16 protein-coding genes are annotated in these 14,933 nt (G+C 65.9%); 6 read left to right on the plus strand and 10 right to left on the minus strand.

What is annotated here, in order from left to right:
- Window positions 1–27: 27 nt before the first annotated feature.
- Window positions 28–1,992: a heavy metal translocating P-type ATPase gene (locus tag GSI01S_RS18330; RefSeq protein WP_039868140.1), complete on the minus strand. Its 1,965-nt coding sequence runs from the start codon at window positions 1,990–1,992 to the stop codon at window positions 28–30.
- Window positions 1,993–2,088: 96 nt separating this feature from the next.
- On the opposite strand from GSI01S_RS18330, the gene GSI01S_RS18335 reads away from it, so the two are divergent.
- The 3 genes from GSI01S_RS18335 (at window position 2,089) to GSI01S_RS18345 (ending at window position 3,597) form a co-directional block, all read left to right on the plus strand.
- Entirely contained in the window at window positions 2,089–2,487 is a 399-nt protein-coding gene (locus tag GSI01S_RS18335; RefSeq protein WP_006898146.1) for an ArsR/SmtB family transcription factor, read from the plus strand.
- A 144-nt stretch (window positions 2,488–2,631) separates the two neighbouring features.
- Complete coding sequence (locus GSI01S_RS18340; protein ID WP_174302307.1) at window positions 2,632–2,841, plus strand: heavy-metal-associated domain-containing protein; 210 nt, start codon at window positions 2,632–2,634, stop codon at window positions 2,839–2,841.
- Between the two features lie 171 nt (window positions 2,842–3,012).
- On the plus strand, window positions 3,013–3,597 hold the full coding sequence (locus GSI01S_RS18345) for a YdhK family protein (RefSeq protein ID WP_006898148.1): 585 nt from the start codon (window positions 3,013–3,015) through the stop codon (window positions 3,595–3,597).
- 27 nt (window positions 3,598–3,624) lie between these two features.
- Here GSI01S_RS18345 and GSI01S_RS20420 read toward each other — a convergent pair whose 3' ends face one another.
- Complete coding sequence (locus tag GSI01S_RS20420) at window positions 3,625–3,951, minus strand: hypothetical protein (protein ID WP_231650302.1); 327 nt, start codon at window positions 3,949–3,951, stop codon at window positions 3,625–3,627.
- 87 nt (window positions 3,952–4,038) lie between these two features.
- Between GSI01S_RS20420 and GSI01S_RS18355 the strand changes: the two genes are divergently transcribed.
- The 3 genes from GSI01S_RS18355 to GSI01S_RS18365 all read left to right on the plus strand — a co-directional run bounded on the left by GSI01S_RS18355 (window position 4,039) and on the right by GSI01S_RS18365 (window position 7,508).
- Complete coding sequence (locus GSI01S_RS18355; protein ID WP_006898150.1) at window positions 4,039–5,934, plus strand: heavy metal translocating P-type ATPase; 1,896 nt, start codon at window positions 4,039–4,041, stop codon at window positions 5,932–5,934.
- Between the two features lie 153 nt (window positions 5,935–6,087).
- The gene (locus GSI01S_RS18360) at window positions 6,088–6,702 is read left to right on the plus strand and encodes a TlpA family protein disulfide reductase (RefSeq protein ID WP_039868132.1); all 615 of its coding nucleotides are present in this window, start codon (window positions 6,088–6,090) and stop codon (window positions 6,700–6,702) included.
- Window positions 6,699–7,508 (plus strand): cytochrome c biogenesis CcdA family protein, encoded by an 810-nt coding sequence (locus tag GSI01S_RS18365; protein WP_006898152.1) that lies wholly within the window; start codon window positions 6,699–6,701, stop codon window positions 7,506–7,508. The genes GSI01S_RS18360 and GSI01S_RS18365 overlap by 4 nt, the downstream gene beginning before the upstream one ends.
- 110 nt (window positions 7,509–7,618) lie before the next feature.
- Here GSI01S_RS18365 and GSI01S_RS18370 read toward each other — a convergent pair whose 3' ends face one another.
- The 8 genes from GSI01S_RS18370 to GSI01S_RS18410 form a co-directional block, all read right to left on the minus strand.
- On the minus strand, window positions 7,619–8,557 hold the full coding sequence (locus tag GSI01S_RS18370) for a M56 family metallopeptidase (RefSeq protein ID WP_006898153.1): 939 nt from the start codon (window positions 8,555–8,557) through the stop codon (window positions 7,619–7,621).
- 4 nt (window positions 8,558–8,561) lie between these two features.
- Window positions 8,562–8,915: a BlaI/MecI/CopY family transcriptional regulator gene (locus GSI01S_RS18375; protein ID WP_006898154.1), complete on the minus strand. Its 354-nt coding sequence runs from the start codon at window positions 8,913–8,915 to the stop codon at window positions 8,562–8,564.
- A gap of 49 nt (window positions 8,916–8,964) precedes the next feature.
- Window positions 8,965–9,393 carry a hypothetical protein gene (locus tag GSI01S_RS18380; protein WP_006898155.1) on the minus strand — a complete coding sequence of 143 codons (429 nt, stop codon included), beginning with the start codon at window positions 9,391–9,393 and terminating at the stop codon, window positions 8,965–8,967.
- 366 nt (window positions 9,394–9,759) lie between these two features.
- Window positions 9,760–10,683 carry a M23 family metallopeptidase gene (locus GSI01S_RS18390; protein ID WP_006898157.1) on the minus strand — a complete coding sequence of 308 codons (924 nt, stop codon included), beginning with the start codon at window positions 10,681–10,683 and terminating at the stop codon, window positions 9,760–9,762.
- A 303-nt stretch (window positions 10,684–10,986) separates the two neighbouring features.
- The gene (locus GSI01S_RS18395) at window positions 10,987–12,201 is read right to left on the minus strand and encodes a L,D-transpeptidase (protein WP_006898158.1); all 1,215 of its coding nucleotides are present in this window, start codon (window positions 12,199–12,201) and stop codon (window positions 10,987–10,989) included.
- Window positions 12,202–12,343: 142 nt separating this feature from the next.
- Entirely contained in the window at window positions 12,344–13,831 is a 1,488-nt protein-coding gene (locus GSI01S_RS18400) for a multicopper oxidase family protein (RefSeq protein WP_006898159.1), read from the minus strand.
- A 257-nt stretch (window positions 13,832–14,088) separates the two neighbouring features.
- Window positions 14,089–14,340, minus strand: coding sequence for a hypothetical protein (locus GSI01S_RS18405; RefSeq protein ID WP_006898160.1), 252 nt, complete (start codon window positions 14,338–14,340; stop codon window positions 14,089–14,091).
- 281 nt (window positions 14,341–14,621) lie between these two features.
- Window positions 14,622–14,933: methyltransferase domain-containing protein (locus GSI01S_RS18410; protein ID WP_006898161.1), on the minus strand; the 312-nt coding region annotated here is incomplete at its 5' end.

The raw sequence follows: 14,933 nt of genomic DNA on the forward strand, positions 1-14,933 counted from the left end.
GCCGCCGTTTTTCGGAGGCTCCGCTGATCAGTGCCCAATCATTCGTGGCCACGCAGAACGCCGGAGCAGTCGCAGACCATTGAGCCCGACGATGATGGTGGACCCTTCGTGGCCGGCGACACCGAGTGGCAGAGGCAGCGTGCCGAGCAGGTCCCAGAGCACCAGTACCGCAATGAACGTCGCCGCGATGATGAGGTTGGCGACGACGACACGGTGCGCCCGCCGAGCAAAAGCGAGGACCGAGGGCACTGCGGTCAGATCATCACGGACGACGACGACATCGGCAGCCTGCAACGCCAGATCAGAACCGGCGCCGCCCATCGCGATCCCAACCTCGGCCGCAGCGAGCGCGGGCGCGTCGTTGACCCCGTCGCCGACCATAGCGACAGTGCGACCGCCAGCGTGCAGGGCGGCAATGGCGTCCGTTTTGCCCTCCGGGAGCAATTCAGCATGGATGTCAACGATGCCCACGTCGGCCGCGACGCGTTCCGCGGCTTTTGCGTTGTCACCGGTCAACAGGACGGTACTCACTCCATCGCCAGTCAGAGCGACCACGCTGGCGGCCGCGTCGACGCGTTGCGAGTCGCCCAGAGCCAACACTGCGATAGCCGCCCCGTTGTCGACGACGATGACCGCGGTGTCGCCTCGCGTTTCGGCGGCAGCAACGAGTTCGGCGACCTCGACCGCCGCGGGGGTGTCCGAGGTGTGTGGAGACACGACCGCGATCTGGTGCCCGCCAACAACGCCGGTCACACCGCTCCCCGGCTGCGCGGCAAAGCCTTCCACCGGCGGGACCGATAGCCCTCGCTCATGGGCAGCTGAGACGATGGCCGCCGCCAGTGGGTGTTCACTGAGTGACTCGACGGCTGCGGCGACGCTGAGGACCGTGTCGATGCCGTGGCCGAGGTCGAGGCCCTGCCCGGTGAGGTCGACGGTGGCCAGGACAGGACGGCCGGAGGTGATTGTGCCCGTCTTGTCGAATGCGACAGTGTCGATCGTCGACAGATTTTCCATGACCACCGCTGATTTGATAAGGACGCCGCGGCGACCTGCGTTGGCGATGGCGGCCAGCAACGGCGGCATGGTCGCCAAGACCACCGCGCACGGCGACGCAACGATCATGAACGTCATCGCTCGCAGCAAAGACGGCTGCAGTTCGGCACCGAACGCGAGCGGAATCGCGAACACCAGGAGCGTGCAGGCCACCATGCCGATCGAATACCGCTGTTCGACCTTGTCGATGAACAGCTGTGCTCGCGCCTTCGTCTGCGACGCTTCGGCGACCATCGCCGCAATACGCGCGACGACCGAGTCGGCGGCAGGCCGGTCAGCGCGGATTGTCAGTGCGCCGGTGCCGTTGACCGTACCGGCGAAGACCTCGTCGTCGACCCGCTTGATCACCGGTAGCGGCTCCCCAGTAATGGTGGCCTGATCGACTTCACTGGCACCGTCGATGACGGTGCCGTCGGCGGCGATACGCTCACCGGGGCGGACCCGGATCACGTCGCCAACGACCAACCCCGCGGCGTCAACGATCTGCTCGTGCCCGCCGGCGCCAAGGACCGTGGCCCGACTCGGCGCAAGGTCGAGCAGTCCGCGCACCGAATCCTCGGTGCGAGCCGTCGCCCAGGCCTCCAAGGCGCCGGAAGTCGCGAAGATGACGATCAACAGGGCACCGTCGGTGACCTGCCCGATCGCGGCAGCACCGATCGCGGCCACAACCATCAGCAGGTCGACGTCGAGAGTCTTCTCGCGCAACGCCTGCAGACCGGACAGCGCCGACTCCCACCCACCGACGACATAGCAGGCCAGATATAGCGTCCACCACACTGCCGGCGCCGTGCCGCCGAGCTGCGCGGCCAGCCCGGCCACGAACAACACCAATGCGGCCACTGCCCATCGGACCTCGGCAAGGTCCCATGGACGGGTCCGCGCCCCGGCATAGCCACGCCTCGCGGCACCCCTGCTTTGGTCGACCTGTGTCGTCGCCATGTCCATCCCGGGTCACTCTCTCTGGTTCGAATCAATCACCAAATCAGAATATATGAACACCTCTTCATGTGAGTAGTGCGAAGTATGATGTTGATCATGGGACACCGGATCGGCAGTGGCGGCGAGACAACGACCTCACTCGACGCGGCGACCGCCGACCGCGTCGCCACCACCCTGCAGGCTTTGGCGACTCCGAGCAGGCTGCGGATCTTATCCGAGCTTCAAGGCGGAGCCATGGCTGTGGGAGAACTTGCGGCGGCCGTGCAGATGGAGCCGTCCGCGGTCTCGCACCAACTACGACTGTTACGGAACCTGGGCCTGGTCACGGGGGTACGCAACGGCCGCAGCATTGTGTACAGCCTCTATGACACCCACGTCGCTCAACTGCTTGACGAGGCCGTTTATCATAGCGAACACCTCCGTCTCGGTCTCACTGATCAGTACACCGCCGAGACGCCCGAACGGTCACGTGCAGACGTAGTCAACCGCAACTGACCGAGTCGCCCCACACCTGGCAGCTCTCCCCAGGTCGCCTGACCTGCGATGCGCGGCGGCACTCTTGCATCACGGCCGGCGGCAGGTATATCGTCATCGGAACATCATACCCCCATGGGGTATCAACTGGAGAGGTGGGAAGACATGTCGTCGAGCGAGTATCAGGTAACAGGCATGACGTGCGGGCATTGCGAGGCCTCGGTGCGCGAGGAAGTCGCAGCCGTAGAGGGTGTTCAGGACGCTCAGGTGAGCGCGCAGACCGGCAGGCTCGTGGTCACCGCCGTCGGCCTCGTCGACGAGGCCGCGGTGGTCGACGCAGTCACAGCGGCCGGCTATTCGGCAGTGCGGATTTGATGGACGCCAGCTCGCGTCCTGCTGTCGGCGTGACGTTCGCGGGTTAACGCACTTTTACACCTTCAGCCCTGTGCGGCCGCCGAGCAAAGCGCAATCGGCCGACAACGGAGAAAACGGCGATGCACCACACCGGTGCGTCGTTCGGTGAGATCAGAGTGGATAGGAGACCACATGCGCAAGCCTCTCATGACGGCCGTCTCGGCCGGAATACTCGTCGGAGTACTGGTTCTGGCCGGTTGCAGTGCCGGCGAAAGCCAGGACCACCAAGGCCATGACAGTGGCAGCATGGCCAGCAGTGCCGGAGCAATGAGCGATTCGCCGATGGACCACCCGATGGACGGCGGACCGGCACCTGCCGGCATCAAGGCGGTCTCAGCACCCAAGTTTCCGATCGGCAGCCAGGTCATGCTGACCGCAGACCACATGGCGGGCATGGACGGTGCGCGGGCCACAATCGTCGGCGCCTTCGACACCTACACCTACTCGGTGAACTTCACCCCGACCACCGGCGGCCAGCCGGTCAAGGATCACAAGTGGGTAGTCCAACAGGAGATCAAAAACGCAGGAGATCGACGTCTGGCCGATGGCACCGAAGTCACCCTTGAGGCCGATCACATGACGGGCATGAAGGGGGCGAAGGCAACAATCGCCAGCTCCACCGACCAGACCGTCTACATGGTCGATTACGAGGCGGACGGCATGAAGATGACCAACCATAAGTGGGTCGTCGAGAGCGAAATTCAACCGACGTCTTGAGCCGGGGGGTGGTGACGACTTCAACAGTCACCAACCCAGCTGGGGAATGACGATGAGGAAGGCAGCAGGATGACTGACCCCCACGCGCACCACCACCACCGAGACGTCGGCGGCGCCCCCATACACGGCGTCGACCGCCATGACGCGGCAGTGCCTGAGAGCCACAATGCTGTCGCAGACCCACCGCACAGCGGGCACAACGAACACGGCGAGCACGGTCGAGATCACAACGACCACGCCGACCATCACGGAGAGCATGGCACCCCCAGCGGGCGTAGCGGGCACCTGGACCACGACAGTGGACACGGAGACCACAGTGGGCACCGGGACCACCACGGTGCGCACGGGGGGCATGGTGGGCACGGTGACCACGTCGGGGAGTTTCGCCGACTGTTCTGGATCAACCTCATCATCGCGGTTCCGGTAATCGCCTTCTCGCCGATGTTCGCGATGTTGGTCGGCTACTCGGTCCCCGGCTGGGCCGAATGGATCGCGCCCGCGCTCGGCACCGTGATGTACCTCTGGGGCGGCTGGCCGTTCCTGGCCGGCGCTCTGAGCGAGCTGCGGACGCGGAAACCCGGGATGATGCTTCTGATCGCACTGGCGATCACGGTGGCGTTCTTCGCGTCCTGGGCGGCGACGCTGGGACTTGTCAGTCATCAACTGGAGTTCTGGTGGGAATTGGCGCTGCTGATCGTCATCATGCTGCTGGGCCACTGGATCGAGATGCGGTCGCTGGCCCAGACCACCTCGGCCCTGGACTCCCTGGCCGCGCTTCTGCCCGACCAAGCAGAACGTGTCCGAGACGGGCAAATCGAGGCCGTGGCCCCCGCCGATCTGGAGGTCGGCGACACCGTCGTCATTCGCCCCGGCGGGGGCATCCCAGCCGACGGCCGGATCGTCGAGGGGCGTGCGGCGATGGACGAATCGATGGTCACCGGTGAGTCCCAGACGGTCACCCGCAGTGTTGGCGACACCGTGACCGCGGGGACGGTCGCTTCCGATTCAGGACTACGAATCGTGATCACGGCCACCGGCGACGAGACGACTCTCGCCGGGATCCAACGGCTTGTCACCGATGCTCAGAACTCGTCGTCTCGTGCTCAACGACTCGCCGACACCGCGGCCGGATGGCTGTTCTGGTTTGCCCTCGGAGCCGCGGCGATCACCGCGATTGTGTGGACGGCGATCGGCTTGCCCGATGATGCGGTGGTTCGCACGATCACCGTCTTGGTGATCGCGTGCCCGCACGCTCTGGGCCTAGCGATTCCGCTCGTCGTCTCGATTGCGACCGAGCGTGCGGCCCGGGGCGGCGTACTCGTCAAAGACCGACTTGCGTTGGAGAGCATGCGGACGGTCGACAGCGTCCTATTCGACAAGACCGGCACGCTCACCCGGGGCGAACCCACTGTCACGGATGTCTTTGCCGTCGACGACGTCGACGAGGATCAGTTGCTGGCGTTGGCGGCGGCCGCTGAGTCCGACAGCGAGCATCCCCTCGCACGCGCGATCGTCGGCGCCGCCGATCGCCACAGCCTCAGAGTCCCGACCAGCAGCGATTTCTCCTCATCGCCCGCAGTGGGGGTCACCGCGACGATCGAGGGAACGACAGTGCGGGTCGGGGGCCCGCACCTGCTCGCCGAAGAACACCTCAACGAACTGCCTGTCGCTGATCGCTGGCGTGCGGACGGGGCGATCATCTTGCATGTCATTCAAGACCGGCGGCTGATCGGCGCATTGAAACTCGCCGACGAGATCCGCCGCGAGTCACGCGAGGCTGTCGATGCGCTCCATGCGCAGGGCGTCGAGGTCGTGATGATCACCGGTGACGCTGAAGCTGTCGCGAATGCCGTTGCTCATGAACTCGGCATCGACCGTGTCTTCGCCGGTGTCCGTCCCGAAGACAAGGCCGCCAAGGTGCAGGAACTGCAGACCGAAGGTCGCAGGGTGGCGATGGTCGGAGACGGGGTGAACGATGCTCCCGCGCTCGCCCAGGCCGACATCGGTCTGGCGATCGGCGCAGGTACTGATGTCGCTATCGCCTCGGCCGGTGTCATCCTGGCCAGCGACGATCCCCGCTCCGTGCTCTCGGTGATCGAACTGTCGCGAGCGGCGTACCGCAAGATGAAACAGAACCTGTGGTGGGCGGCCGGTTACAATCTGATCTCCGTCCCGCTCGCGGCCGGAGTGCTTGCACCCATCGGATTTGTCATGCCGATGTCGGTGGGCGCGATCCTCATGTCGTTGTCGACCATCGTCGTGGCCCTGAACGCACAACTGCTGCGCAGACTCGACCTGCATCCAGGATCAACGACGCGCGCAGTCTTGGACCGCTAGCCGGGTTAGTCCGCCGCCGGCCACCGTCAGCACCCGGGCATCGATCACTCTCACCATTTACTAAGCAAGTTAGTACTACTCTCCTTAGTAGATGGAGGTGGTTGTGTGGCACCCGGACACATTTCCGAGGACAGGTACCGGATCGACGAGAGGATGCCGGACTGCGCGCGTGGCCGTCGGCGACGCGCGCAGGCGCTCGTCGGCGCGATGCTCATCGGTGCCACGGTGCTGACCGCGTGCGGTACCGGCACTGATGCCGTGTCTGCGGTGCGCGCCAATCAGTTCGTCTCCCCTGACGGTCAGACGGTCATCGACTACGCGCCCGCCATGCGGCGTGCGATCGGCGCGGTCGAGGGTGAGGACTTGTTCGACCGGGGAGCTGTCCGGCTCGCCGATTACCGCGGTGACGTTGTTGTGGTGAACGTGTGGGCTTCGTGGTGCCCACCGTGCCGTACCGAGTTTCAGGCACTGGAGAACGTCTACCGCGACACCCGCGCCCGTGGGGTGCAGTTCGTGGGGATCAACTTTCGTGATTCGCGCTCGACCGCACAGGATTTCACCACCGACCGCAAGGTGCCCTATCGGTCGATCTTCGACTACGGCGGCGCCACCCTTGCCGCACTCGGAGTCCCCGTGGGTGTTGTCCCGACCACTCTGATCCTCGACCGCCAGCACCGCCCAGCGAAGCTGTTCCTTCGAGCGATCACCGAGGCCGAATTGCGTGCTGCCGTTGTGACGGTGGCCGAGGAGAAGGCGGCGCCGCAGTGAATCAGTGGTTTCTGGCGGATCTGGGAACGACGTTCGCGGCCACGGTCACCAGTGGTCCGCTGCTGCTGGGCCTGGGTGTCGCGGCGCTGGTCGGGATCATCTCTTTCGCCTCGCCGTGCGTGGTGCCTCTGGTGCCGGGCTACCTGTCGTATCTGGCGGGGCTGGTCGGTGCCGAAGCTCCCGCCGTCCAGGTCGGTGAGGGCCCCAAGTCCGGCCGGTGGCGGGTGGTTGCCGCGGCAGGGCTGTTCGTCCTGGGCTTCACGCTCGTCTACGTCCTGGCCACGGTGGCGCTGTTCGGTGTGACCTCGGTCTTCCTCGATCAGGCCCGCCTGGCAGTGATGCAACGCGTCGGCGGGGTCGTGACCATCGTGATGGGCTTGGTATTCGTCGGCGTGGTTCCGTTCTTCCGGCGAGAACGCCGCATGACGCCTCACCGCCGCACCGGTATGGTCGGCGCGCCGCTGCTGGGGGCCGTGTTCGCCATCGGGTGGATACCGTGCAGCAGTGCCACCCTCGGTGCCGTCATCGGGCTAGCGATCAGCACGAACGGCGACGCGCCGTTCCGCGGCGCGCTGATGGTCGTCGCGTACTGCTTCGGCCTCGGTGTCCCGTTCGTGGTCCTGGCGTTCTCATCGGCATGGGCCGTCCGCAGCCTTGGCTTCCTCCGCCGCCACGCCCGCACCATTCAGATCGTCGGGGGCGTCCTGCTGGTCGGTGTCGGCGTGATGTTGGTGACGGGCTTGTGGAATGTGTTCGTGGACTGGGTCCGAAAGGCGCTGATCAACGACGTCGTCCTGCCCGTGTGACCGGGCGCCCAACGAGCCTGGCCCCGGCCTGACGGTGCGCGTCGGCGTGCGGACTCTCGATCACGATCGATGCGACGGGCCGGGCGAGCACCGGCCGGTTCCCAGGAGGGTCAGGCGGGGCAGGCAGCCAGGAAGACGGTGGCCAGACCGGCGAGGAATAGCAGAATGGGGAACATCGCGGCCGCTGTCGGGGCAGCGTAGGACGAACTACGCGACGGTCGCGTGCCGGGAGCGGCGGAACGGCCCAATCGATGCAACCGCAGATCGACGCAGTCACGAGCGATCCCCAGAGCGCCCGCCGGCGCGGTCGGGTGAACGTGCGTGATCGCGCGGACGACGGCAGCGTCGCCGTGCTCATGCGCGGCGTGTGCGTCGGCGTCGAACTCGACCAGGGCGCGCACGATGGGACTCGCCTGCCGAGTCAGTGGTAGCCAGGGCACCGCGTGCGAGAGACAGTCGGCGACGCGGACGAACAGATGATGGTGACCATGGACGTGCGCCTGTTCGTGAGCCATCACCGCCGACAACGCCGCCGGGTCCAGTCGCTGCCGCAGCCCTTCGCTGGCCACGATCAGGCCCTCGGTCCGTCCGGGCGTGCTGTAGGCCATGGGTGTGCTCGTCGGCAGCCACAGTGGCGACCGGGCGCCCGTCGGGTTCAGCAACCGCGCGAGCAGTGCGTGGTGCGCCCCGATCTCGAGGTCACGGCGACGGGCGGTCCGCCAGAACGCCGCAGCCCGCCACCCGGACACGGCCAGGACGAGGGCGAACACGCCTGGCCCGGCGACCAACTCGAGGGTGCGGCTGACCGCACTGTCGAGTCCGTTCAGGCAGGTCTGCAACACCCCACCCACGACGCTCGCGTGGCCGGGAATGGCGACGATGGCCACCGAGCTCGCAGCGGCGACGAACACGCCAGCGGTCAGCGCCGCCCACACCCGCAGCAGGGTCCTGGCCGTGAGTCGATCACGCGCGATCAGGACGTCGAGGACCCGGTCACCGATCAGAGCCGCAGCCAGCGCACTCACGCCCAACAGTGCTGCCGTGACCACCGCGTCAGTCCCGTTCCCGCAGGCCCTGAGCGATTGCTGCGCTTTCCTGGTCGGAGGCGTGCCGCACGAAATGCAGCAGCGCCCCAGACGGGTCGCCGGCGTCGGCCAGCACCGCACGCAAGGCATCGCTGACGGTCTGCTCACGCGACTTGAGCGAGTGATACCAGTACGCCCGGCCGCGCCGGTCGCGTCCCAGCCACCCCTTCTGGTACAGGTTGTCCATCACCGTCATCACCGTCGTGTACGCGGGTTCGCGCTCCGCGTCCAGCCCTTCGAGCACGTCGCGGACACGTTTGTCCGCGTCATCGCGCCAGAAGACCTCCATGATGCGTGCCTCCAGCTCGCCCAGACCGTGCATCGCACACCTTTCCCTCACGCCACTGCACTGACTGCGGCAAACCGCGCAGTCAGGCCGCGACCGCGCATCGCCGTTCGCCCTGCAGCCGTCGCTGCAGGGCCCAACCCAACAATGCCACGGACACCACAGCCAGGATCGGCTGCAACGGCGCCCAGACGGTCAATGCTCCACTGACACCGACGACCGCGACCACCACCTTGTTGCACACCGGGCATCCGACAGCCAACGCCGAACCGACCGTCGCCCAGAGTTTCTTCTCCATCCGCGGCGCCGTCCGGGCTTGAATGTAGGTGGCCGCGATCAGGCCGCCCAACACCGCGGTCGCCAGCCAAATCGGGTAGTTCCACCACAGGGTCGGCGTCATGCGTGAATACCACGGCGTGTCGATCAGTCCGGACGGAATACCGACGGCCAATCCGATCGCGATGGCCGTGACTGCTGCCACCACCCAGCGCACCAGGGACCACTCACGCAGCATGGCCACTCCTTCTTGTCTTGGTCAGCATCTGTGTCTCGGCCCGTCGAGTCGAGTCGGTCTCGTCCGCCGGGTCGGCAGTCGTCGAATCACGGCGAACGTGCGCGGTGAATACCAGTCGCCGCAGCAGCGCTCGCGCGGCGAGCGCCACGATCGCCGCTACTATTGCCGCCCACACCCAATGCCAGGTCGGCGGCCAGCCGAGGCGGTGCGCATGCGGGCGCCCTCGCAAGTCAACGGTCTCGGCATAGACCAAGATCATTGCACCGCTGAGGACTGCTGCGAGAACGCCGACCGCCACGGCGAGTCGATGACTGACCCTTGTTCGCGTCACTGCCAACCCCTCCATCTACTAAGCAACATAGTAGGTCAGTGTCGGCGGTCGCGCACCTGCCCCCGAGCCAGCACCGACACGTCCGGAGGCGTCGCAGTCGGCGGCGGCGATGCCTCGGTGGCGATGGTGACGCCGCGGGCCTGCAGCCACGGCAGCGGATCGATCGCCGTCCCGGCGGGGTCGGCGACCTCGAAGTGCACGTGCGGCCCGCTCGACACCCCGCGGCTGCCGACAGTGCCGATCTGCTGACTCATACGCACACGGTCGCCGACGTTGACCGAATTCTGATCGTTGTGACCGTAGGTCGTGACAGCACCGTCCGCGTGACGGATACGGATCCACAGGCCGAACCCCTCCGCAGGCCCTGAGTTGATGACCTCGCCGTCCTCGACCGCCAGGATGGGCGCTCCCAGGCGGTTGCCGATGTCGATGCCCTGATGACCGCGACCGTCACCGAACGTGGAGGTCAGGACACCGCCGGGGGTGGGGGTGGCCGCAGTCTGCCCGGGAGCGGGGCGGGCGCCGTCCGGGGCGAGGTGATCGGAGGATCCCCCGTGCGAAATCGACGGGTCGTGCGGCGCGACCGCGGCAGCGAGTGTCGCCAGTAGGCGCCCCACAGGGACCGCGTCGAGGATCAATGGCGCCTGCCCACCGAAGGCAGTCCCGGCGGCCGCGAAGCACCCCAGAGCTCCGACCCGATCGCCTGCGGCGGGGTCGGTCTCGGCAGAGACGGTCAGACATGAGGTCACGGTGGCCATCGGGGCCAGCAGCTTCACCAGTCCGTCAGGTCCGGCCACGGCCCGCACGCTGTCTTTAACGATGGCCGCCAGCTCGACCACGACGTGACCGTCAACACCGTTGGCGGTCTCAGCCACGGCGGGCGCTGGACTCAGCGTCCCCGCCGCAACCGCCGCGGCCAGACCAAGAGCGACAGGGGCGGTGCCCACCCAGTGCCGCACCCGAGGTGCGAGCGTTGCCGATGATGGCGAGGAGGTGAGTCCGACGAGGGGATCTCTAGTCATGGACGCCACTATGACACTTGCGCACCACTGGCACCACCAGCACCAAACCGGACATTCGACGGAATGGGCAATGCGTGTGCGGGCCGCCTTCAATCGCAGAACATGGAGGTCAGCGCGGTCGACAGGTCGATGTCAGCGCGGGCTGCAACGCCGTCGATGTCGACCCAATGATCTACTAAGCGCCTTAGTAGATCGTTGCGGGAGTGAGATCTATTCGTGATCGTCTCGCAGGAGTTCTGATCAGGCCAGCGCACTGCCTGCTCGCCATTGCTCCCAGGGCACGCCCCAGTCGCCGTTCTGCCAGAGCTCCAGCGGCGCCCCGCCGGTGTTGCGGACCTCGACGACGTCGCCCGGGATCGAGAACTGGTAGAACCAGCGGGCGTTGGCGCCGTTGAGGTTGAGGCAGCCATGCGAGAGATTCGTGTTTCCTTGCGCCCAGACGGTCTCGTCCAGTTGATGCAGATAGACACCGTCGGTGCTGATCCTCGTGGCGTAGGCGATGGTTTGCTTGTAGCCGAGCCTGGAGTTGATCGGCAGACCGTAGGTGGACGAGTCCATGACGACCGGATTCGCCTTATCCAGCACCGTATAGATGCCACGCTGAGTCCAGAAGCTGATCTCGGTGCCCCCGATGACCTCAGTGCCACCCATCCCCATCGAGGTCGGCATCGTGCGGACGAGGTTGCCGTTCTCGTACACCTTGACCTGCTTGGTGCGATCGTCGGCGATCGCTACGTGCGAGTCACCGATCGTGAAAGTCGCCTCGGCATCTTCTTGACCGTAGAGGCCGCCGCCGAGGTCGGCGCCGTAGATCCGCGCCTCAACGGTGACCTCGGTGCCAGGACGGTAGTACTCGCGCGGCCGCCAGTGAGCGTTCTGGTCGTCGAGCCAGTACCAGGAGCCCTCGACTCCGGGCGTGGTGCGGACCGACAGTCGCCGCTCGGCTGCGGCGCGGTCACCAATCGGCTCGTCGAAGTGAGCAACGATGACGATTCCGACGCCGTAGGTCCCTCCGGTCGACAGTGGCGTGCCGCCGGTCGTCTGCAGGGTGACGCCGGCCTGATTGTCGGGGGTGAGCGTGGTGAACGACCCGGTGCGCGAGGCGCGCTGTCCGCCGCCGCGAGCCGTGGCGGTCACGGTGTACGTCCGGCCATAACCGAGCGGTTCACCGACCTTCCAGGAGGAGCGGTCCGGTGTCATGATGCCGACGACAGGCCGCCCCCCATCGTTGACGAGCGTCACGTTCTCCAGGGTGCCGCCGCGCACAGTGGCCACGACCGGGGCAAGGGGATCGACTCCGCTCGCCCCGTCGTCGGGGGTGAGCTCGATCGACGGCGCGGCCGACGCAACCGACGGATCGGCCACCAGATCCCGGGATGGCTGCGAACACCCTGCGATGATCAGGACGGCAGCAAGAAGGAAGGCGGCAGTACCGCCTCTAGGGAATTTGACCATGGGATACGACCTCTCGTGTGCACAGAACGCGACCGCGAGGGGCGAAACCACCCCATCTACTAAGCAGCTTAGTAGATGGGGTGATCGAGGTGTCTCAGTCGGCCCGCGATGTACCGGTCTAGGTGCCGCAGGGCTGGTGCGTCTACGCGTATCGGAGAGTGGTCATCATGCCCGTCTCCATGTGATAGATGTTGTGGCAGTGCAGAGCCCAGGCGCCGGGGTTGTCGGCGTCGAGGTCGACGTTGACGCGGCCCATCGGACGGATCAGCACCGTATCCTTGCGCAAACCCGATCGGTCGGGCAGCGACCAGGTGTGGCCGTGGATGTGCATCGGATGCACCATCATCGTCGAGTTCGTGATCTGCATTCGCAGCCGCTGGCCGGGCCGGACAGTCAGCGGTGTGTCCTGGCCGTACTTCTTGCCGTTGATCCCCCAGGCAAACGGCGACATCTGCCCGTTCAAAGTGACTTTGAGTGTGGTGTCGGGATCGCGGTCGGGCAATCGTGCCGATTCCGCCGCGGCCAGGTCATCGGCGCCAAGAAGTACTGGACCCTCGAGTTCGCGCGGGCGGATGGTGCTCGGCGGGGCCTGTCCCGAAGCTGTCCGCAGGAGCGCCAAGGCTTGGCCACTCTTGCCTTCGGCCGCCGCGACAAGCGGGAACACGCCATCTCCGGCGGTGATGGTCACGTCGTAGCGCTCACCCATCGCGACGTACAGGGCTCCGGTCTGCTTGTCGTTGACCCGATGTCCGTCACTGTGCGTCACCGTCATCGTGTGGTCGGCGAGTGCGACCTTGAAGACCGTGTCCGATGCCGCGTTGATCAGTCGCACCCGGACTCGTTGACCCGGTCGGCAGCGGAACTCGGTCGGCGCCTCCGGAACCCTGCCGTTGATGAGATAGTGCGGGTAGGCGACGTCTCCGGCGTCACCCAGCGACGAATTGCCGTGGTTCATTCCCGGCATCGACGAGTGATCCATCCCGCCCATGCCCGACTTCAACGGTCCGGAATCGGCCTGAAAGTCGGCCAGAATCTGATCGGGGCTCTTCCCGACCCCGTCCGTCCAGTCGTCGAGGACGACGATCCATTCCGCGTCGTAGTCGCCCGCATCGGCCGGATCATCGATGATGATCGGCGCGTACAGACCTCGATCGAGCTGTGCCCCGACGTGGGGGTGGAAGAAGTGCGTCCCAGCATCGGGGGCCGTGAAGGCGTACACGAACCGGTTTCCGGGTGCGATCGCCTGCTGCGTGACGTCTGGGACTCCGTCGGCTTCGTTGCGAAGTCGGATGCCGTGCCAGTGAACGGTCGTCGGCGCAGGAAGTTGGTTGTCGACGTTGACTCGCAGGAAGTCGCCCGCAGTGGCGCGAACCACTCGCCCGGGAACCTCGTCGCCGTAGGCCCAGGTGTTCGCGATAATGCCCGCACCGAGGTCGACAGCCACCGGTCGGGCCGTCAAAGACGCCTCCACCACCTTCTGCCCCGGCTTCGGCGACGCCTGCAACGGTGGTCCCGGCAACGGCGACGACTCAGGGCGTTGAGGGCGGTCCGGGCTGCACGCGCCGAGTACCCCGACCCCCAGCGCCGCCAACCCTCCGATGAGCACCGATCGCCTCGAAACCTCAACCATCCTGATCAGCCTTTCTGGTCCGCACTGAATCCGCGAGCATGTATCGCGGACGTCCACTCCCAGAGTCGTCTCCGACGCGCCGGGTAGCGACCCTCGCGGACGATCTTGAGGAAACCTTGAACCGATGCTGACGATACGAATGTGGCCCCTCACCGTCGCCAGCATTGGAACACGCACAACGGCATGTCCTGGCTCACTGTTCAACGGGAACTATCACCAGCCCCACAGGCCTGACCACTGCGCCGACTGGTCGGCTCTCACCAGTTTGGAGGCCCCTGGGGGTCGTCGCGAATCAGCCGAACCATCCGCGTGTAGTCCACGTCCGAAATCTCCCCGCACGCCAAACGCTGGCCGAGGACAGACTCGGGGTCCAGCTTTGAAGAGGCGCGTATCGACGAACGGATCGCCAGAGTGATTCCGACGGCGATCAACGCCCAGACTGCGATCAGTACGAGCAGCATCCAACCGTGCCCGAAACTGCCCATGTGGCCGCCGTTAGAGAACATCATCGCTACACCTCATTCACCGTCGATCCAACAGTACGCCCGCCGACCGTGGCAGACCGAGTCTCGCCTGCACCGACCGGGGCACAGGCCGACAACTTCAGGCATTCGGTCGTCACGGCCCAAGATGCCTTCCCCACGTCACACCGCCCTGGACTGAACAGCATTGATGCTGTTGTCCGCCACGAGTTTCCTTCAGCGACGTCGCCTACCCGAAGCTGCGGGGCGAGCCGGACCGCACAGTGAGGCGGTCAGGCGCACCCAGGCAGCGGAGCCATCGAAAACCGCTACCGGACACCCGACTTGCGTGCGACGAGTAACCAGTAGGGAAAGTCGACACTGCCGGCGCGGATCCGCTCCTCGACATGCAGGCCGGCTCGCTGGAGTTCGTCGACAATCGCATCGAACTCCCGGACATGAAACCCGTACTGCGTGAACGGCATCGCTCGCAAAGCATCCGGATCTGCGATGCCGAGAACGGCGCAGCCGTTGCCAGCGAGAATCCGATTGAGCTCACTGAATGCGGCGAACACATCATCGATGAAGTAGATCGTATTTGTGCTGATCAACGCGTCAATCGAAGCGTCCGGAACAGGTAA

It is taken from the genome of Gordonia sihwensis NBRC 108236 (genome assembly GCF_000333035.1).
Lineage (GTDB): Bacteria > Actinomycetota > Actinomycetes > Mycobacteriales > Mycobacteriaceae > Gordonia > Gordonia sihwensis.